This window comes from Pseudomonas sp. FG36, assembly GCF_057809275.1.
Genome location: NZ_JBMDJQ010000027.1, coordinates 59,367 through 76,987 on the forward strand (window position 1 = coordinate 59,367; position 17,621 = coordinate 76,987).

Below are 17,621 nucleotides of genomic sequence, written 5' to 3' on the forward strand. Positions count from 1 at the left end.
GTGGTTTGAAACGGTAGAGGAAAGGGGCGCTTTGTATCAAGTCGCTACAGCACAGACAAGTCGCTGAATGGATAGGGAATCATTTTCACGGAAAGTGGGAACATTCCGACACGAGCGAAGGAAAATTCAGCGCCCTTTACCTGCACATCCCAAGGCTACGCACCGCCCCTGCTGGAGCGGTTTTCCCGCGATCACCCGCAAAGCCGGTGCCAGGCGCCGCCCCACGAGGGCAATGTGCGCTGCGTGGGGCGAATCCAGGCCCCCTCAGGCCCGAACCCCCTCCGGCAGCGGCAACGCCAGCAGACGTTCATCCAGCAGCCCCAAGCCTTCCTGGAACAGCTGGTTGCTGCGCTCGGTCTCGCCAAGCCCGGCCAACAGCCGCGCCAGCTCCGCGCAAGCCTCTGGATTGCGCTCAATGCGCAGGCTGCTCTCCAGGTAGTCACGGGCCTTGCCCCACAGGCGATTCTGCAGGCTCAGGCGGCCCAGGGTAAGCAACAGGCTAGGGTCCTGCGGGTGCTCCTTCAGCCAGCCCTCGGCCGTCTGCAACTGGCGCGCTGGATCTTCACCGCGCACCAGCCCGTACAAACGGGCCAGGTGGCTTTCGTAGCCGCGCTTGAGCGCGCCGCGCAACACCTGCTCGGCCTCGCTTTGGGCGCCGACCTGACGCAGCTGCTCGGCATAGGCCGACACCAGCTGCGGCTCCTGGCGCTGGGCATTGGTCAACTGCTGCCAGGCGCGCTCGAGCGCCTGGCGCGCCGCCTGCGGGTCCTCGTCACGGGTCGCCGCCAGGCCCAGGTTCTGGCCCCAGGCCCGCTGCTCCAGGTCGGCCAGTTCGGCCGCTGGCAGCACCTTGTGCTTGCGCAGGTCAGGCAGCAGGCGGATAAGCGCCGGCCAGTCGCCACGCTCCAGGTGCAGACGGTGCAGCAGGCGCAGCACCTGAGCATTATGCGGATGGCGCTCCTGCATGGCCTGCAGGGCCTCCAGCGCCCCGTCGCCTTCGCCGCGGTCCATCTGCAACTGGGCATGGGTCAGGGCCACGGCAAGCTCTGCCTGGGGTTGGCGCTCCAGGGCGCGCTCGAGCAACTGGTCACGCTCCTCGACCCGGCCCAGTTCGTTGGCGGCACGGGCGGCGCCGAGGTAGTAAAGCAGTGGCTGGCGATCGGATTCGGCGGCGCGCTGCAGGTGGCGCTGGGCACTCGCCCAGCGCCCCTCGGCCAGGTCCAGCTGCCCCTGCTCGACGGCGATGCGCTTGCGCCGGCTGCGGTTGCGCCGCGACCATGGGTTGACCACCCCGGAGGACGTCAGCACCAGCCCGACCAGGTAACGCACCAGCAGCAACAGCAGGACGATCCCGACCAGCGCGCCCAGTGCCGCCCACAGCCCCGACTGGTAGCGGAAGCCGCCGTAGGCGATCAGCACGTAGCCGCTGTGCTTGGCGATCGCGATGCCCAGCGCCGCGGCAATGACGATCGCCAGCACTGCCAGCAGGTAGACGCGCTTCATGGCTTGGCCCCTTCGGCGTTGGCCGGCAGGTGGCGACGCTGGATATAGGCCTGCACCGCAGCCAGGCTCTCGCTCAGGTCAGGCGTGACCACCGACACCGGCTGTTCGGCCAGCTGGTTGAGGTTGTCGAGCATCGCCTTGCTCTGCGGGTTGTCCGGGTTGAAGTTGGCCAGCAACACGCTGCGCGCATCGTCCAGGGCCTGGGTGTAGACCTTGGCTTCGCCATTGAGCGCCGCCCACTGCGCCTGTTCGATGGTCAGGCTCAGCGCCAGGCGCAGTTGGTTGAGCGACTGGCCGGACAGCAGCGGGCGGACGTTGTCGTCGGCATTGAACTCGATCTGGAAGTACTTGGAAATTTCCGCCCACCACTGAGACCAACGGCTGGCGCCGTCGCCATCGGCGGTCAGGGCGCCCATGGCGTCGGCCTGGCTGTCGAACTCGGGCGACTGGGCGCTGAGCTGCTGGACCAGCTCGCGCTGCGCGGCGAGCTTGAGGAACAGGCCGGTACGGTCCGGCTGCTGGGTGCTGGAAAGCGTCGCCAGGCTGCGTGCCAACTGCTCGCGGGCGGCGAAGGCACCTGGGTCGCTCTGCTCACGAAGAATTTCATCGGCGCCCTCGACCAACGCCTTGGCGCTGGTGATGTCCTGCAATGCCGACAGGCGCAGGGTGGCCAGGCGCAGCAAGTGCTCAGCCTCGGCCAGGCGCCATTCCTTGCGGCTTTCGCCCAGTACGGTCTCCAGGCGCTGGCTCAGACGCTGCTGGTCGCCCTGCAGTTGCGCCACAAGGCGACGGCGGTCTTCCAGTTCGCTGGCTGCCGGCAGGCTGGCCAGTTGCGCGCTGAGCTGCTGCTCGCGCTGCTGCAGCGCGTCGGCGCGCTGGTTGAGGGCTTGCAGGTGTTCGCCCTGGCCTTGCTCGCTGCCTTGCAGCTGGCGAACCTGCCAGACGCCCCAGCCGCCGACCGCGACGCCTGCAGCGCCCAGCAGCAGGGCCAGCAGCGCCAAGCCGTTGCCGGAGCGTCGGGCGGGCTTGGCGGGGGTGGGTTCCGGCGCTTCGGGCGCCGAGGGCTGTTCGGTGTTGGACAAGACAGTTTCGCTCACGTATCCATCCTTTGCATGGTGGCGCATCGCTCTCTAGCTTAGCGCCTTAAGGGGCAGGCGCAGCGGTTCGCTGCACGGCTGCCAGCAAGGCCGCGGCGCTGGCGCCACGGCAATCCACAATATCCAGCGCCCCGAGTGCCCGGGCCTGTTCGGCTACCCGCGGGCTGGGCACGAACAGCGGCAATCGGGAAAACCGCGGCCAGTCCGCACCCGCAAGACGATGCAAGTGTTCCAGTCCCTGCCCACTGCTGACCACCAGGCCATTGAGGCGTTCCCCATCGATGCGTCGGGCGAGGGTTCCGGCAGGGTAGTCGGGCAGGCAGCGGCGATACAATTCCAGATAATCGACACTAGCACCTTGCTCGGCAAGACGCTCTGCCAACAGTTCACGACCTCCGACGCCGCGCACGATCAGGACGCGAGGCCTCGGTGACGCGGCAATAGCCTCGCGCAAGGCGGGCAGCCCGAGCAAGGCCTCGCTGTCGTCACCGGCCGCTGGAGAGGCCACTTGCAGCCCATGCTCCTGAAGAATTCGCGCCGTCGCCTCACCTACCGTGAACCAACCTGCGCAAGGCGGCGTCACTCCCGCCTGGGCGAGCTGGTCCAGCAGCAGGCGGGCCGCCGGCTTGCTGACCACGATGATGGCCTGAGCCTCGGCGATCGTCCGCAGGTGCTGCATCTGCGCCGGGTCCGGCGCGAGCGCCTCGATCACCAGCAACGGCAGGCTGGCGCTGGCGATACCCGCGTCGGCCAGCGTCTGCGCCAGTGCCGCACAGTCCTCTTCAGGGCGGGTCAGCAGCAGGCGCCAGGGGCTCACGGGTGGCCGGCCTCGCCGTAGACTTCCTTGAGGATCGCCTCGGCGCCCTGCCCCAGCAGGTCTTCGGCGACCTGTACGCCCAGGGCCTCGGCATCCACGCGTGCAGCACGGGCTTCGGCCACCAGCAAGGTGCCACCGGAGGGCTGGCCAACCAGGCCACGCAGCCACAGCTGTTCGCCTTCAAGCACCGCGTAGCAGGCGATCGGCACCTGGCAGCCACCATTGAGGCGCTTGTTCAGGGCACGCTCGGCCACCACCCGGTCAGCGGTGTCGGTATGGTGCAGCGGCGCCAGCAGGGCATGAATCTCGGTATCAGCGCTACGGCATTCGATCCCCACCGCGCCCTGGCCACCAGCCGGCAGGCTGTCATCGACACTGATGGAGGCGGTAATGCGGTCCTCGAAGCCGAGGCGGATCAGGCCGGCGGCAGCGAGGATGATGGCGTCGTATTCGCCGGCATCGAGCTTGGCCAGGCGGGTATTGACGTTGCCGCGCAGGAAGCGGATCTGAAGATCGGGCCGACGCGCCAGCAATTGCGCCTGGCGACGCAGGCTCGAAGTGCCAACCACACTGCCGGCCGGCAGGGCTTCGAGGCTTGCGAAGGTATTGGAAACAAAGGCATCGCGCGGGTCTTCACGTTCACAGATGCAGTACAGGCCCAGGCCTTCGGGGAAGTCCATGGGCACGTCCTTCATCGAATGCACGGCAATGTCGGCTTCGTTGTCGAGCAGGGCGGTTTCCAGCTCCTTGACGAACAGGCCCTTGCCGCCGATCTTCGCCAGCGGCGCGTCGAGCAGCTTGTCGCCACGGCTGACCATGGGCACCAGGGTCACGACGAGGCCTGGGTGCGCCTGTTCCAGGCGGGCTTTGACGTATTCGGCCTGCCACAGGGCCAAGGCACTTTTACGGGTGGCAATGCGGATTTCGCGAGTGGACATGAAACGCCCCGAACCAGAGAAATGCCGCCGATGATAACAGCTCCTCCGGGTGTGCCCGCAGATTCAGATCAGCAAAGCGCCACGCGGGAGCGGCTTGACCCGCGATTGCGATGGCGGGCATTACACCTCATCGCGGGGCACGTCGGGTCGCCGCATCGCCGCTCCCACGCAGTCAAAGGGTTTCAGTGCAAGGACTGCATCATCTTGCGCACCCCGGCCACATGCCGCCGGCTGACGGTCAGGGCATCGCCCTCGAGCCCCTTCAGGTAGAGCTGGAAATGCCCCAGCGGCGTGCGCTGCAGCCGCTCGATGCGCTCACGGGCAACCAGCGCGTTGCGGTGAATACGCACGAAACGCTCGCCGAACTCGTCTTCCAGTGCCTTGAGTGGTTCATCGAGCAGCACTTCGCCTGCCTCGTGGCGCAAGGTGACGTACTTGTGGTCGGCGATGAAATAGATGACCTGGGGAATGGGGATCAACTCGATGCCCTTGCGCGTACGGGCACTGATATGGCTGCGCGGGCCTCCGCCGGTGTCGCCTGCGGGGCGGGTCAGCGCCGCCAGCTGGGCGCGATTGGGCTTTTCGGCACGCCGCAGGGCATCGCGCAGCGCCGGGGGCTGGATGGGTTTCTCGACATGGCTCAGGGTGCTGTCCCTGAACGCTTCGCTGCCGTATTCGTCGTCGCCGGTGCAGAACACCACCGCCGGCGGCGATTCGCGCTCGCACAGCCGGGCGGCGACCTGCAGGCCATCGAGGCCCGGCATGCCGATGTCCAGCACCACCACGTCGGGCTTGAGGCTTTCGATCAGGGTCAGGGCCTCCTCGCCGTTGGTGGCGCTGGGCTCCATCACGGTGTAACCCTCCAGCTCGCCAAGCAGCCGGCTCAGGCGCTCGCGGGCCTGGGGTTCATCATCAACGATCAGGACATTCATAATTGCGCTGGATTCCTGAGTGAGTCTCGCACGGGTATAGCGTAGACAAGTGTGGGGCGACCGAAACGCGGTCACGCTACAGACCGGTGCGAAGGCCAAAGATTCACTGTCCTGGCAGATTCACCGCCAGTCCTTTGTCCAACTGTAGACGCTCCGTGGAACACTGCCGTTCAATCGTTGAATATGCCGCACCCCCTTGTTACCGGACGATTCTCGCGACCAGCGCCCTGCGGCGGCGGGCGCAACCCTGCTATGATCGGCGCCACTTTTCCGTTCACGCCTTCAACGAGTGAATCCATGAGCACCGACAAGACCAATCAGTCCTGGGGCGGCCGCTTCAGTGAGCCCGTCGACGCCTTCGTCGCCCGCTTCACCGCCTCGGTCGATTTCGACAAGCGCCTGTACCGCCACGACATCATGGGTTCGATCGCCCACGCCACCATGCTGGCGCAGGTCGGCGTACTCAGCGACGCCGAGCGCGACACCATCATCGATGGCCTGAAGACCATCCAGGGTGAGATCGAGGCCGGCACCTTCGACTGGCGCGTCGACCTGGAAGACGTGCACATGAACATCGAAGCGCGCCTGACCGATCGCATCGGCATCACCGGCAAGAAGCTGCACACCGGTCGTAGCCGCAACGACCAGGTGGCCACCGACATCCGCCTGTGGCTGCGTGACGAGATCGACCTGATCCTGGCCGAGATCACCCGCCTGCAAAAGGGCCTGCTGGAGCAGGCCGAGCGTGAAGCCGAGACCATCATGCCCGGCTTCACCCACCTGCAGACCGCACAGCCGGTTACCTTCGGCCACCACCTGCTGGCCTGGTTCGAAATGCTCAGCCGCGACTACGAGCGCCTGGTCGACTGCCGCAAGCGCGCCAACCGCATGCCCCTGGGCAGCGCCGCGCTGGCCGGCACCACCTACCCGATCGACCGCGAGCTGACCTGCAAGCTGCTGGGCTTCGAAGCCGTGGCCGGCAACTCGCTGGACGGCGTCTCGGACCGCGACTTCGCCATCGAATTCTGCGCCGCCGCCAGCATCGCCATGATGCACCTGTCGCGCTTCTCCGAAGAGCTGGTGCTGTGGACCAGCGCGCAATTCCAGTTCATCGACTTGCCTGATCGCTTCTGCACCGGCAGCTCGATCATGCCGCAGAAGAAGAACCCCGACGTACCGGAGCTGGTGCGTGGCAAGAGTGGCCGCGTGTTCGGCGCCCTGACCGGCCTGCTGACCCTGATGAAAGGCCAGCCGCTGGCCTACAACAAGGACAACCAGGAAGATAAAGAGCCGCTGTTCGACGCCGCCGACACCCTGCGCGACTCGCTGCGCGCCTTCGCCGACATGATCCCGGCGATCAAGCCCAAGCACGCGATCATGCGCGAGGCGGCCCTGCGCGGCTTCTCCACCGCCACCGACCTGGCCGACTACCTGGTGCGCCGCGGCCTGCCGTTCCGTGACTGCCACGAGATCGTCGGCCACGCGGTGAAATATGGCGTCGACACCGGCAAGGACCTGGCCGAGATGAGCCTGGAAGAGCTGCGCCAGTTCAGCGACCAGATCGAGCAGGACGTGTTTGCCGTGCTGACGCTGGAAGGCTCGGTCAACGCCCGTAACCACATCGGCGGCACCGCACCGGCGCAGGTGCGCGCGGCAGTGGCTCGCGGCCAGGCACTGCTGGCTTCGCGCTAAGCAATCTGGGGCCGCTTTGCGGCCCCGATTCCAGTCAGCGCTTGCTCTTGACCATTTCGAGGAACGCCGGCATCGCCGCATCCTTGTCAGCCACGATCCGCGCCATGTGCGGGTTCTCGCCCAGCAACTGCAACAGCGCCTTCGCTTCCGGGAAATCCGCCAGGAAGTCGATGTTCAACACCTTCTTGCCCACCGCACAGGCCAGGTCGACCGAGAAACAGAACATCAGGTCGGCGATGGTCAGCTGCTCACCGGCCACATAAGGCGCGAACTTGCCATTGCGCTTGAGGGTGGCAAAACCCGCCAGCAGGTCGGCCCGCGCCCGCTCCTTGATCAGTGGCTCGACTGCCGCGCCGAAGAACGCCTCGGCGTAGCAGGTACGCGCCGGCAACTCGATATACAGCTCGATTTCCCGCAGCAGCTCGCGCACCTTGGCCTGCCCGAAGGCATCGGCCGGTAGCAGCGCCTTGCCCGGCTGGGTCTGCTCGATGTAGTCGAGGATGACCCCGGTCTCGCTGATGAAACCGTGCTCGGTCTGCAGCACCGGCACCTTGCCACGGGGGCTGATGGCCAGGGCTTGAGGCAACTGGCCGCCGAAGAACGGCACCTCTTCGAAGGGCACGCCTTTCTCCAGCAAGGCCAGCTTGACCATGTTGTAGTAGTTGCTGACCGCGAATCCATGAAGCTTGAGCATTGAGACAGCCTCCAAGGCCGTATGGGGTTGGCCCGGCTGTTATAGCTCCCTTACCCACCCTTGGCCAGTGCCATGCCCGGCGCTGATGGCCGGGCATTGCCAGCGCAGGCATGGCACACTGTGCGCCTCACCACAGGAGCACCGCCATGAGCGAACCCCAAGACATCGACAGCAATGATGAAGAAGACTTCGCCGAGGCCACCCTGACCCAGGCGATCGAGAACCAGATCGAAAGCGGCGAGCCGCCAGCCGCCAAGGCCACCTTCAACAAGCTGACCCTGGTCGGCTACGAGCGTGAGGACATCCTCAACCTCATGGCTCACGTGCTGGCCATCGAGATCGACGCCATGCTCGACGAAGATCGCCCGTTCGATACCGAGTGGTACGAAACCGCCCTGCGCGCCCTGCCGGAGCTGCCACCTGAGTCGGATCAAGGCGACATCGAATAAGCGTGACTACACTCCTGACTTCCATCCTTGTCTCGAAGTCAGGAGTTGCCCATGCCTTTTACCCCCGAACTGATCGCCGAACTGGAAGTTCTTTCCCAGTTCAACCTGGACAACCACCAGGAAGGCATCAAGGTTAGCAGCGACGCCTCCCCCGCCCTGGTCGCCGCCGCCAAGCGCCTGCATGACAAAGGGCTCACCGACCAACCCGATGGCGGTTACCTCACCAGCCTCGGTAACGATGCCGCTGAAAGCGTCCGGCTTTTGCTGACCATCCTCAAATCGAAATCCGCCCAGCCGGCCTGAACCCCTGCTCCCTCTCCTGCAGCTCGGCAGACCTGCAGGAGCGGGCTTACCGTCGATGGCTTGCACAGGCGTTACGAATCTGACGTCAAAAAGCCAGCAACCCCTTATCCGACCGCGCCACTCAGGCTAAACTCGCCAGTGCTTCCCCAGCCTGCCTGAGCGCGCAATGAACCACCCCCACGAAATCCGCCCCGACCTGGAACAAGGCATCGACCGCAAGGAGCTGGCCAAGCTGCGCGCGCGCTTCCTGAAGATCAACCAGGGCCGTCTGGCACGGGCGATGGAAGGGTTATCCACGCGCCAGCAGCAGGTCCTCACGCTGCTGCCGCTGTTCTTCCACGTCAATCATCCGCTGCTGCCAGGCTATGTTTCCGGCACCACCCCCGCCGGTGTCTCCGGTTTCGAGCCCGACGACGAGCTGCTCGCCGAAGCCCAGCGCCTGACCCGCTCGTTCACCTACAAGCCACGCCACGGCAAGCCGCCGCAGCCGATCCATGGCCTGTTCCTGATGGGCAGCCTCGGCACGCTGGCCCAGGCCGAACAGAGCGACATGGACCTGTGGGTGTGCCATGCACCGGACCTGGACGAGCAGGCCGTGGCCGACCTGCGACGCAAGTGCCAGTTGCTCGAAAGCTGGGCGGCCAGCCAGGGCGCCGAAGCCCATTTCTTCCTGATCGAACCCCGGGGCTTCGTCCAGGGCGAGCGCGACAGCCAGCTAAGCTCCGACGACTGCGGCACCACCCAGCATTACTTGCTGCTCGACGAGTTCTACCGCACCGCCATCTGGCTGGCCGGGCGCACGCCACTGTGGTGGCTGGTACCGGTGTACCAGGAGCTCAACTACCGCGACTATACCCAGACCCTGCTGTCCAAGCGCTTCATCCGTGCCCAGGACGACCTCGACCTCGGCCACCTGGCGCATATCCCGTCGGGCGAGTTCGTCGGCGCCGGGCTGTGGCAGCTGTTCAAGGGCATCGACTCACCCTACAAGTCGCTGCTCAAGCTGCTGCTCACCGAGGCCTACGCCAGCGAACACCCGCAGGTGCGCTGCCTGAGCCTGGACTACAAGCAGGCCGTGTTCGCCAACCAGCTGGACCTGGATGAGCTCGACCCCTATGTGATGGTCTACCGCCGCATCGAGCGCTACCTGCTCCTGCGTGACGAGCCGGCACGCCTGGAACTGGTGCGGCGCAGCCTGTATCTGAAGGTGAACAAGAAACTCGGCGACCTGGGTCGCAGCCGCAGCGGGGGCTGGCAGCGACAGTTGCTGGGGCGCCTGACCGAGGAATGGGGCTGGGACGAGCGCCAACTGGCGCTGCTGGATAGCCGCAGCCAGTGGAAAGTACGCCAGGTGGCCGTCGAGCGTCGCGAACTGGTGGCCGAGCTGAACCACAGCTATCGCTTCCTGACCCAGTTTGCCCGCCAGCAGAACGCCAACAGCCGGGCCGACCAGCGTGACCTCAATGTGCTTGGCCGCCGCCTCTACGCCGCCTTCGAGCGCCGTGCCGGCAAGATCGAGGTGATCAACCCCGGCATCGCCCCGGACCTGGCCGAGGACACCCTCACCTTGGTGCAATCACCCAACCGCAAGGAACCGGGCACACACCACTGGGGGCTGTACAACGGCAACCTGGGCGTACACGAGTGGGAGCACTTCAGCCCGATCAAGCGCTGCCGCGAACTGCTCGAACTGCTCACCTGGGCCCACCGCAATGGCGTGATCGACAGCAGCACGCGCCTGGCCTTGCACCCGGGCGCCAGCGACCTGAGCGAGTTCGAGCTGTTCAACCTGATCGGCAGCCTGCAGCAGAGCATTCCCCTGCCTCTGGAGACAGTCAGCGAGGTGCGCCTACTGCAGCCGAGCGTGGCCGACGAGATCCTGCTGCTGGTGAATGTCGGCGTCGACCCGCTGCGTCATCACCGCGACCTGAACATCCTGATGACCACCGAGCGCACCGACTCGCTGAGCTACGCCGGGGTGCGCGAGAACCTGGTACTGACCCTCGACCAGATCACCCTCAACAGCTGGAACGAGGTGCTGGTCCAGCGCTACGACGGCGAGCATGCGCTGGTGCGCTGCCTGCGCGACTTCCTCAACAGTCTGGGCCAGCGCAGCCATCGCCCGCGGGTGCGGGTGCGCTGCTATTGCCACAACCGCGCCCAAGCCATCAGCCAGCGGGTCGAGGAGATTTTCGACACCGTGCAACTGCTGCTCGATCAAGGCCTGAATCACCGTTATTTGCTACAGGTGGCCCAGCACACCCACATCCTCGACTTGCAGCCCGGGCAGGTCACCCTGGCCAGCCTCGCCGACCACGACGCCGTACTGGCGGCGCTCGGCGAGGAGCGCAGCAGCTACAGCCCATTGCACCTGGACACCCACGCCCTGCAGGACCACGACTTGCCACTGGTCCTGGCCCAGGGCCAACCCGGCTGCATCCAGGTGTTCTACCGTCTGCTCGAAGGCTGGGCCGACCTGTACGTGCTCGACGAGCACAACGCGCTCTGGCAGCAGCGGCTGCCGCAACAGGACGAGCCGCACCTGCTGCTGCCGTTGCAGCGCTTCCTGCAAGCGATGGTGATGCGCCGCGATGCCTTGCTGCCCTTGGACAGCCTGCAACAAGCATCACTGGACATCCTCTACTACCAGTTGCTGCCATCCGGCCCAGGCAAGGCGCGCAGCCTGGAACCCAGGCCGGCACCCGCGGACAGCCAGAACCAGGCCTGTTTCGAAGTCCAGGCGATCCTCCAGGCCGGCACGGGCGATGAGGTGCACGTCACCCTTTACTGCGACCAGCAGGAGTTTTCCGAACTGGAGCATGGCGACCAGCTGTATGCCGTGGTCGCGCGACAGATCCTGCGCCAGCGCCGCGGCAGCGGCAATTACCGCTGCTACATCACCGACCTCGACCTGTCCGAACTGCTGGAGGACGAGCAAGGGTCCACCAGCCTCTGCCTGCGCTACAAGCGCGAGCTGGAACAGGCACTCAACGATGGGCTGCAACAGCTGCAGGCGCGGCTGGAACCCTGATCAACTCAGAGATCGAAGTCCCCTGCCGCTTCCGGCTGATACTCGACCGCCAGCAGCTCGAGCTTGAGCGTCTTGCCGCCCGGCGCCGGCCAGTCGATCTGGTCACCCACCGACAGGCCGAGCAGTGCGCAGCCGATCGGCGCAAGGATCGAGACGTTGCCTTCAGGGCCCGCGTCCTTCGGATACACCAGGGTCAGGTGGTAATCCTTGCCACTGGCGATCTCGCGGCAGTGCACGCGGGAGTTCATGGTCACCACGCCGGCCGGGACTTCCTCGTGACCCACCACGTTCTCGGCGCGGTCCAGCTCGTCCTGTAGGGCGAGCACACCCGGGGTGCTTTCATCGAGGCTGTCGAGCAGACGCTCGAGACGCTGCACGTCCAGTCGGGTGAGGATGAGGGAAGGCTTGGTGCTCATGATCCAGTCAGACTCCTTTGAACAGGCAATTTACTAAAGGCAGATAAAGCAAAACCCCGCCCAAGGGCGGGGTTTGTGAAATGCTTGGCGTCACCGACGCAGACCCTGACACTACCACAGCGGGGCAAATACTCAAGCCCACACCGCCGTTGTGGCTATGCCTGGGCCCCCGCTTTCAGGGCCAGCGCCTCGCGGCAGATCTGCCGGCGCCGTTCGTCATCGGCCGCACGCCACTCGCGGATATGCTCGACGTGGCGGTGGCAACCGGTGCACACCTTGCGCTCATCCAGCCGACATATGCTGATACAAGGTGACGGCACCGCCGGACTTACATTGCTGTAGAGCGGCTTGGGCGGCCTGGGCTGTTCGCTCATTTCAAATCTCGTCGAAGTCCAGCTTCTCGCCGGCCCGCTCCCAGACGATGCGCTCGAGCATCTCGCCGAGCAGCTCTTCGCTCTTCTCGCACACCCACTTGCCGCTCTCTTGGTCATAGTCGAAGTGGAAACCACCGGACTTGTCCGCCAGCCACAGTTGGCGCAGGGGCTCCTGGCGGCTGAAGATCAGCTGGCTGCCGTTGTCGAACTTGATGGTCAGGACGCCGGCGGAATTCTCCATGTCCAGGTCCATGCCGCTTTCATCGAACAGGTCTTCCAGGGCCTGTTGGGTCGCGTCGACCAGGTCGTGGAAACGCGCTTCGCTCAAACTCATTGCAGGGACCTCGAAAAATGGCTGTACACACGCAAGCCGGGCACGATAAGGGCGAAAGCTTCAAGCTACAAGCTAATAGCTGTAAGAAAAAGCCGCATGTCCTTCGGTCGCCTAAGCCCGCCAAGCGGGGGCACCCCTTGCATAGGCAATCAGGTGGTCGCTCGGTATACTCGGCCGCAATACTGCATATTTCCAAGGATTTCACCCATGAAACGCCTGATTTCCTCCCTCGCGGCAGTGGTCGCGGTTGCTTGCCTCGTTTCGGCCTGCGGTCAGAAAGGCCCCCTGTACCTGCCGGAAGACGGCAAGGACGGCAAAGGCCCGCGCAAGTCGCACCAGCATGCCAAGCCTGTCCAGCCGCAACCGGTGCTGGAGCAGCAGCAAGAGCAGCCTGAAGAGTCGCCCGCGCAGTAAGGAAATCCCATGGATGCATTCAACTACCGCGGCGGTGAGCTGTTCGCGGAAGGGGTGGCCCTGTCGGCGATCGCCGAGCGTTTCGGCACGCCCACCTACGTGTACTCGCGTGCCCATATCGAGGCGCAGTACCGCAGCTACACCGATGCCTTGCACGGGGTGGATCACCTGGTCTGCTTCGCGGTCAAGGCCAACTCCAACCTAGGCGTGCTGAACCTGCTGGCGCGCCTGGGCGCGGGCTTCGACATCGTCTCCGGCGGTGAACTGGAGCGCGTGCTGGCCGCCGGCGGCCGCGCCGATCGCGTGGTGTTCTCCGGCGTCGGCAAGACCCGTGAAGACATGCGCCGCGCCCTGGAAGTGGGCGTGCACTGCTTCAACGTCGAGTCCACCGACGAGCTCGAGCGCCTGCAAGTGGTGGCCGCCGAGATGGGCAAGGTCGCGCCGGTGTCGCTGCGCGTGAACCCGGACGTCGACGCCGGTACCCACCCGTACATCTCCACTGGCCTCAAGGAAAACAAGTTCGGCATCGCCATTGCCGACGCCGAGGCTATCTACGTGCGCGCCGCGCAGTTGCCGAACCTCGACGTGGTCGGCGTCGACTGCCATATCGGCTCGCAGCTGACCACCGTAGAGCCGTTCCTCGATGCCCTCGACCGCCTGCTGGTGCTGGTCGACCGCCTGGCCGAGTGCGGCATCCACCTGCGCCATCTCGACCTGGGTGGCGGTGTCGGCGTGCGCTATCGCGACGAGCAGCCCCCGGAGCTGGCCGACTACATCAAGGCCATCCGCGAGCGCGTCGGCAGCCGCGACCTGGCCCTGGTGTTCGAGCCGGGCCGCTACATCGTCGCCAACGGCGGTGTGCTGCTGACCCGCGTGGAGTACCTCAAGCACACCGAGCACAAGGACTTCGCCATCATCGACGCGGCGATGAACGACCTGATCCGTCCGGCCCTGTACCAGGCCTGGATGGACGTCAGCGCGGTCAAGCCCCGCGAAGGCGAAGGTCGGGCCTACGACCTGGTCGGACCGATCTGCGAGACCGGCGACTTCCTGGGCAAGGACCGCGTGCTGGACCTGGCCGAGGGCGACCTGCTGGCCGTGCGCTCCGCGGGCGCCTATGGTTTTGTCATGAGCTCCAACTACAACACCCGTGGCCGCTGCGCCGAAGTGCTGGTCGATGGCGATCAGGCCTTCGAAGTGCGTCGCCGCGAGACCATCACCGAACTGTTCGCCGGCGAAAGCCTGCTGCCGGAGTGAACCCATGCTGCTGCGTTTTACCAAGATGCACGGGCTGGGCAACGACTTCATGGTCCTCGACCTGGTCAGCCAGCACGCACACATCCAACCCAAGCACGCCAAGCAATGGGGTGACCGCAACACCGGCATCGGCTTCGACCAGCTGCTGATCGTCGAGGCGCCGAACAACCCGGATGTCGACTTCCGCTACCGTATCTTCAACGCCGACGGCTCCGAGGTCGAACAGTGCGGCAACGGCGCGCGCTGCTTCGCCCGTTTCGTCCTGGACAAGCGCCTGACCGCGAAGAAGCGCATTCGCGTCGAGACCAAGGGCGGCATCATCGTCCTCGATGTGCGCAACGACGGGCAGATCTGCGTCGACATGGGCCCGCCGCGCTTCACGCCGGCCGAGGTCCCGTTCATCGCCGATGAGCAGGCGACCAGCTATGCACTCGAAGTCGACGGCCAGCTGCACCAGATCGCCGCGGTGTCCATGGGCAACCCGCATTCGGTGCTGCGCGTGGACGATGTGCGCAGCGCGCCGGTCCATGAGCTGGGCCCGAAGATCGAGCATCACCCGCGCTTTCCGCAGCGGGTCAATGCCGGCTTCATTCAGGTAGTCGACCGCCACCGCGCCAACCTGCGCGTGTGGGAGCGTGGTGCGGGCGAGACCCAGGCCTGCGGCACAGGCGCCTGCGCCGCCGCCGTGGCGGCGATCAGCCAAGGCTGGATGGACTCACCGGTGACCATCGACCTGCCAGGCGGGCGCCTGAGCATCGAATGGGCCGGCCCCGGCAAACCGGTGCTGATGACCGGCCCCGCCGTTCGTGTGTTCGAAGGACAAGTTCGTCTCTAAGCGAGTATCCGCCATGACCGATCAGCCTAACGTTGCATCCCCGCAGGCCAGTGAGCTCGATGCCGAAGCGGTGGTCGCCTACTTGCGCGCCCACCCGACCTTCTTCGCCGAGCATGACGAACTGTTGGTCGAACAGCGCATTCCTCACCAGCGCGGCGACAGCGTGTCGCTGGTGGAGCGCCAGCTCAAGCTGCTGCGCGACCGCAACATCGAGATGCGCCATCGCCTGTCGCAACTGATGGACGTGGCCCGCGACAACGACCGGCTGTTCGACAAGACCCGCCGGCTGATCCTCGACCTGCTCGACGCCAGTACCCTGGAAGAGGTGGTGATGGCAGTCGAGGACAGCCTGCGCCAGGAGTTCCAGGTGCCCTTCGTCAGCCTGATCCTGTTTGGCGAAAACGCGGCGCCCGTGGGGCGCTGGGTTTCCGGTGCCGAGGCGCAGCAGGCCATCGGCGGCCTGATCGGCGGCGGCAAGACCATCAGCGGCAGCCTGCGCGAGCACGAGCTGGCATTCCTGTTCGGCAACGATCAGCACAAGGAAGTCGGCTCCAGCGCCGTGGCCACCCTGGAGTACCAGGGCCTGCATGGCGTGCTGGCAATCGGCAGCCGCGACCCGCAGCATTACAAGAGCAGTGTCGGCACATTGTTCCTCAGCTACATCGCCGAAGTACTCGGCCGCGTGGTGCCACGCTTCACCCAGACACTGCGCTCGGTGCGCTGATGGAACGCCAGCTGGAGGCTTATTGCGCACACCTGCGCAATGAGCGCCAGGTGTCCGAGCACACCCTGCTGGCCTACCGCCGTGATCTCGAGAAGGTCATCGAATTCTGCAACGCCCAGGGCATCACCGGCTGGGCGGCCCTGCAGGTCCAGCAACTGCGTCAGCTGGTTGCCCGCCAGCACCATCACGGCCAGTCCTCGCGCAGCCTGGCACGCCTGCTCTCGGCGGTGCGCGGGCTGTACCGCTACCTCAACCGCGAAGGCCATTGCCAGCACGACCCGGCCAATGGCCTGGCGCCACCCAAGGGCGAGCGGCGCCTGCCCAAGGTGCTGGACACCGACCGCGCCCTGCAATTGCTCGATGGCGGCGTCGACGACGAATTCATTGCCCGCCGTGACCAGGCGATCCTTGAACTGTTCTACTCGTCCGGCCTGCGCCTGTCGGAGCTGACCGGGCTCGACCTCGAACACCTGGACCTGACCGCCGGACTGGTGCAGGTGCAAGGCAAGGGCGGCAAGAGCCGCGTATTGCCGGTCGGCCGCAAGGCCCGCGAGGCGATGCAGGCGTGGCTCAAGCTGCGCGGCATCGCCGGCCCGCGGGACTCTGCGGTGTTCCTCAGCCGCCAGGGCAAGCGCCTCGGCCCCCGGGCCATCCAGCTACGGGTCAAGGCCGCCGGCGAGCGCGAGCTCGGCCAGCACCTGCACCCGCACATGCTTCGCCATTCCTTCGCCAGCCACCTGCTGGAATCGTCCCAGGACCTGCGCGCGGTGCAGGAGATGCTCGGCCACGCCGACATCAGCACCACGCAGATCTACACCCACCTGGACTTCCAGCACCTGGCCACGGTGTACGACAGCGCCCACCCCCGGGCCAAACGCAGCAAGGACACGGACTCATGAGCATCAAGCTGATCACCTTCGACCTGGACGACACCCTCTGGGATACCGCACCGGTCATCGCCAGCGCCGAAGTCGTCCTGCGCGACTGGCTCGAAGCCAACGCGCCGATTCTCGGTGGCGTGCCGGTCGAGCACCTGTTCGCCATCCGCGAGCGCCTGGTACAGGCCGAGCCGGGCCTCAAGCACCGTATCAGCGCCCTGCGCCGGCGGGTGCTGTTCCACGCCCTGGAAGAGGTCGGCTACAGCGAGAAACACGCCCAGGAACTCGCCAACGAAGGTTTCGAGGTGTTCCTGCATGCGCGGCACCAGGTCGAGGTGTTCCCAGAGGTGCAGCCGGTGCTGGAGATCCTGCGGCATCACTACACCCTCGGCGTGGTCACCAACGGCAATGCCGACGTGCGCAGGCTCGGCCTGGCGGATTACTTCCGCTTCGCCCTGTGTGCAGAAGACCTAGGGATAGGCAAGCCGGACCCTGCACCGTTCCTCGAAGCGCTGAAGCGCGGCGAGGTGGACGCAGGGGCGGCGGTGCACGTCGGCGACCATCCGGGCGACGACATAGCCGGCGCCCAGCGCGCCGGGCTACGGGCAGTGTGGTTCAATCCCCAGCACAAACCCTGGAGCGGCGAGCAGGCGCCGGATGCGGAGATTCAACGTTTGTCGCAGTTGCCCGACGTACTGTCGCGCTGGCGCTGAACGGGGACGCTATACGCCCCATAGAGCCCATAACGACGGATGCTTATGTCCGCCTATGCGCACTTGAGGACACATAACCCACACATGTGTCAGCGATGCCTCAAGTCCATGCATATCCTGAAAAGACAAAGCCCCTGATCGCATCGCGATCAGGGGCTTTGGAATTGAATCTTGACGATGACCTACTCTCACATGGGGAAACCCCACACTACCATCGGCG

The 17,621-nt window shown here is 65.6% G+C and carries 19 protein-coding genes; 10 read left to right on the forward strand and 9 right to left on the reverse strand.

Translation table 11 applies throughout. The features are described 5' to 3' along the window. Positions 1–264 precede the first annotated feature (264 nt). The 5 genes from ACODS9_RS19540 to ACODS9_RS19560 all read right to left on the reverse strand — a co-directional run bounded on the left by ACODS9_RS19540 (position 265) and on the right by ACODS9_RS19560 (position 5,287). Positions 265–1,503 (reverse strand): heme biosynthesis HemY N-terminal domain-containing protein, encoded by a 1,239-nt coding sequence (locus ACODS9_RS19540; protein ID WP_489094539.1) that lies wholly within the window; start codon positions 1,501–1,503, stop codon positions 265–267. Continuing rightward, complete coding sequence (locus tag ACODS9_RS19545; RefSeq protein WP_489094540.1) at positions 1,500–2,600, reverse strand: uroporphyrinogen-III C-methyltransferase; 1,101 nt, start codon at positions 2,598–2,600, stop codon at positions 1,500–1,502. Before ACODS9_RS19545 ends, ACODS9_RS19540 begins: the two co-directional genes overlap by 4 nt. A gap of 46 nt (positions 2,601–2,646) precedes the next feature. Next, positions 2,647–3,417 (reverse strand): uroporphyrinogen-III synthase, encoded by a 771-nt coding sequence (locus tag ACODS9_RS19550; protein ID WP_489094541.1) that lies wholly within the window; start codon positions 3,415–3,417, stop codon positions 2,647–2,649. Further along, a complete protein-coding gene (gene hemC, locus ACODS9_RS19555) occupies positions 3,414–4,355 on the reverse strand; it encodes a hydroxymethylbilane synthase (protein ID WP_401107032.1) in 942 nt (313 codons plus the stop codon). Before hemC ends, ACODS9_RS19550 begins: the two co-directional genes overlap by 4 nt. Positions 4,356–4,537: 182 nt before the next feature. Then, the gene (locus ACODS9_RS19560) at positions 4,538–5,287 is read right to left on the reverse strand and encodes a LytR/AlgR family response regulator transcription factor (protein ID WP_401107029.1); all 750 of its coding nucleotides are present in this window, start codon (positions 5,285–5,287) and stop codon (positions 4,538–4,540) included. Between the two features lie 297 nt (positions 5,288–5,584). Between ACODS9_RS19560 and argH the strand changes: the two genes are divergently transcribed. Then, complete coding sequence (gene argH / locus ACODS9_RS19565) at positions 5,585–6,979, forward strand: argininosuccinate lyase (protein WP_489094542.1); 1,395 nt, start codon at positions 5,585–5,587, stop codon at positions 6,977–6,979. A gap of 34 nt (positions 6,980–7,013) precedes the next feature. Here the strand turns inward: argH and ACODS9_RS19570 are convergent, their stop codons facing one another. Next, entirely contained in the window at positions 7,014–7,673 is a 660-nt protein-coding gene (locus tag ACODS9_RS19570; protein ID WP_489094543.1) for a glutathione S-transferase, read from the reverse strand. Positions 7,674–7,819: 146 nt separating this feature from the next. Between ACODS9_RS19570 and ACODS9_RS19575 the strand changes: the two genes are divergently transcribed. The 3 genes from ACODS9_RS19575 to ACODS9_RS19585 all read left to right on the forward strand — a co-directional run bounded on the left by ACODS9_RS19575 (position 7,820) and on the right by ACODS9_RS19585 (position 11,456). Continuing rightward, positions 7,820–8,122, forward strand: coding sequence for a hypothetical protein (locus tag ACODS9_RS19575; RefSeq protein ID WP_489094544.1), 303 nt, complete (start codon positions 7,820–7,822; stop codon positions 8,120–8,122). Between the two features lie 51 nt (positions 8,123–8,173). Further along, positions 8,174–8,425: a TIGR02647 family protein gene (locus ACODS9_RS19580; RefSeq protein ID WP_028688612.1), complete on the forward strand. Its 252-nt coding sequence runs from the start codon at positions 8,174–8,176 to the stop codon at positions 8,423–8,425. Between the two features lie 166 nt (positions 8,426–8,591). Next, positions 8,592–11,456 (forward strand): class I adenylate cyclase, encoded by a 2,865-nt coding sequence (locus ACODS9_RS19585; protein ID WP_489094545.1) that lies wholly within the window; start codon positions 8,592–8,594, stop codon positions 11,454–11,456. 5 nt (positions 11,457–11,461) lie between these two features. On the opposite strand, the gene rnk is transcribed toward ACODS9_RS19585, so the two are convergent. The 3 genes from rnk to cyaY form a co-directional block, all read right to left on the reverse strand. After that, positions 11,462–11,872, reverse strand: coding sequence for a nucleoside diphosphate kinase regulator (gene rnk, locus ACODS9_RS19590; RefSeq protein WP_046853679.1), 411 nt, complete (start codon positions 11,870–11,872; stop codon positions 11,462–11,464). A 155-nt stretch (positions 11,873–12,027) separates the two neighbouring features. Continuing rightward, the gene (locus ACODS9_RS19595; protein ID WP_046853678.1) at positions 12,028–12,246 is read right to left on the reverse strand and encodes a DUF1289 domain-containing protein; all 219 of its coding nucleotides are present in this window, start codon (positions 12,244–12,246) and stop codon (positions 12,028–12,030) included. A gap of 1 nt (position 12,247) precedes the next feature. Further along, the gene (cyaY, locus tag ACODS9_RS19600) at positions 12,248–12,580 is read right to left on the reverse strand and encodes an iron donor protein CyaY (RefSeq protein WP_023630903.1); all 333 of its coding nucleotides are present in this window, start codon (positions 12,578–12,580) and stop codon (positions 12,248–12,250) included. Between the two features lie 207 nt (positions 12,581–12,787). On the opposite strand from cyaY, the gene lptM reads away from it, so the two are divergent. Genes lptM through ACODS9_RS19630 form a run of 6 tightly spaced genes read left to right on the forward strand, consistent with a single transcriptional unit; the run spans position 12,788 to position 17,401 of the window. Continuing rightward, the gene (gene lptM / locus ACODS9_RS19605; RefSeq protein WP_052752569.1) at positions 12,788–12,994 is read left to right on the forward strand and encodes an LPS translocon maturation chaperone LptM; all 207 of its coding nucleotides are present in this window, start codon (positions 12,788–12,790) and stop codon (positions 12,992–12,994) included. A gap of 9 nt (positions 12,995–13,003) precedes the next feature. Next, on the forward strand, positions 13,004–14,251 hold the full coding sequence (gene lysA, locus ACODS9_RS19610; RefSeq protein WP_401107019.1) for a diaminopimelate decarboxylase: 1,248 nt from the start codon (positions 13,004–13,006) through the stop codon (positions 14,249–14,251). Between the two features lie 4 nt (positions 14,252–14,255). Further along, positions 14,256–15,086 carry a diaminopimelate epimerase gene (gene dapF / locus ACODS9_RS19615; RefSeq protein WP_476261097.1) on the forward strand — a complete coding sequence of 277 codons (831 nt, stop codon included), beginning with the start codon at positions 14,256–14,258 and terminating at the stop codon, positions 15,084–15,086. Positions 15,087–15,099: 13 nt separating this feature from the next. After that, a complete protein-coding gene (locus tag ACODS9_RS19620) occupies positions 15,100–15,810 on the forward strand; it encodes a DUF484 family protein (protein ID WP_046853676.1) in 711 nt (236 codons plus the stop codon). Next, the gene (gene xerC, locus ACODS9_RS19625; protein WP_046853675.1) at positions 15,810–16,709 is read left to right on the forward strand and encodes a tyrosine recombinase XerC; all 900 of its coding nucleotides are present in this window, start codon (positions 15,810–15,812) and stop codon (positions 16,707–16,709) included. The genes ACODS9_RS19620 and xerC overlap by 1 nt, the downstream gene beginning before the upstream one ends. Then, positions 16,706–17,401 (forward strand): HAD family hydrolase, encoded by a 696-nt coding sequence (locus ACODS9_RS19630; protein ID WP_110604117.1) that lies wholly within the window; start codon positions 16,706–16,708, stop codon positions 17,399–17,401. The genes xerC and ACODS9_RS19630 overlap by 4 nt, the downstream gene beginning before the upstream one ends. Positions 17,402–17,621: the final 220 nt, after the last annotated feature.

Coding starts and splice junctions, on each gene's coding strand:
- ACODS9_RS19585 (WP_489094545.1), top strand. CDS start 8,592: ATGAACCACCCCCACGAAATCCGCCCCGACCTGGAACAAGGCATCGAC.
- rnk (WP_046853679.1), bottom strand. CDS start 11,872: ATGAGCACCAAGCCTTCCCTCATCCTCACCCGACTGGACGTGCAGCGT.
- dapF (WP_476261097.1), top strand. CDS start 14,256: ATGCTGCTGCGTTTTACCAAGATGCACGGGCTGGGCAACGACTTCATG.
- ACODS9_RS19630 (WP_110604117.1), top strand. CDS start 16,706: ATGAGCATCAAGCTGATCACCTTCGACCTGGACGACACCCTCTGGGAT.
- ACODS9_RS19620 (WP_046853676.1), top strand. CDS start 15,100: ATGACCGATCAGCCTAACGTTGCATCCCCGCAGGCCAGTGAGCTCGAT.
- cyaY (WP_023630903.1), bottom strand. CDS start 12,580: ATGAGTTTGAGCGAAGCGCGTTTCCACGACCTGGTCGACGCGACCCAA.
- hemC (WP_401107032.1), bottom strand. CDS start 4,355: ATGTCCACTCGCGAAATCCGCATTGCCACCCGTAAAAGTGCCTTGGCC.
- lptM (WP_052752569.1), top strand. CDS start 12,788: ATGAAACGCCTGATTTCCTCCCTCGCGGCAGTGGTCGCGGTTGCTTGC.
- ACODS9_RS19575 (WP_489094544.1), top strand. CDS start 7,820: ATGAGCGAACCCCAAGACATCGACAGCAATGATGAAGAAGACTTCGCC.
- ACODS9_RS19540 (WP_489094539.1), bottom strand. CDS start 1,503: ATGAAGCGCGTCTACCTGCTGGCAGTGCTGGCGATCGTCATTGCCGCG.
- ACODS9_RS19580 (WP_028688612.1), top strand. CDS start 8,174: ATGCCTTTTACCCCCGAACTGATCGCCGAACTGGAAGTTCTTTCCCAG.
- xerC (WP_046853675.1), top strand. CDS start 15,810: ATGGAACGCCAGCTGGAGGCTTATTGCGCACACCTGCGCAATGAGCGC.
- ACODS9_RS19570 (WP_489094543.1), bottom strand. CDS start 7,673: ATGCTCAAGCTTCATGGATTCGCGGTCAGCAACTACTACAACATGGTC.
- ACODS9_RS19595 (WP_046853678.1), bottom strand. CDS start 12,246: ATGAGCGAACAGCCCAGGCCGCCCAAGCCGCTCTACAGCAATGTAAGT.
- ACODS9_RS19560 (WP_401107029.1), bottom strand. CDS start 5,287: ATGAATGTCCTGATCGTTGATGATGAACCCCAGGCCCGCGAGCGCCTG.
- lysA (WP_401107019.1), top strand. CDS start 13,004: ATGGATGCATTCAACTACCGCGGCGGTGAGCTGTTCGCGGAAGGGGTG.
- argH (WP_489094542.1), top strand. CDS start 5,585: ATGAGCACCGACAAGACCAATCAGTCCTGGGGCGGCCGCTTCAGTGAG.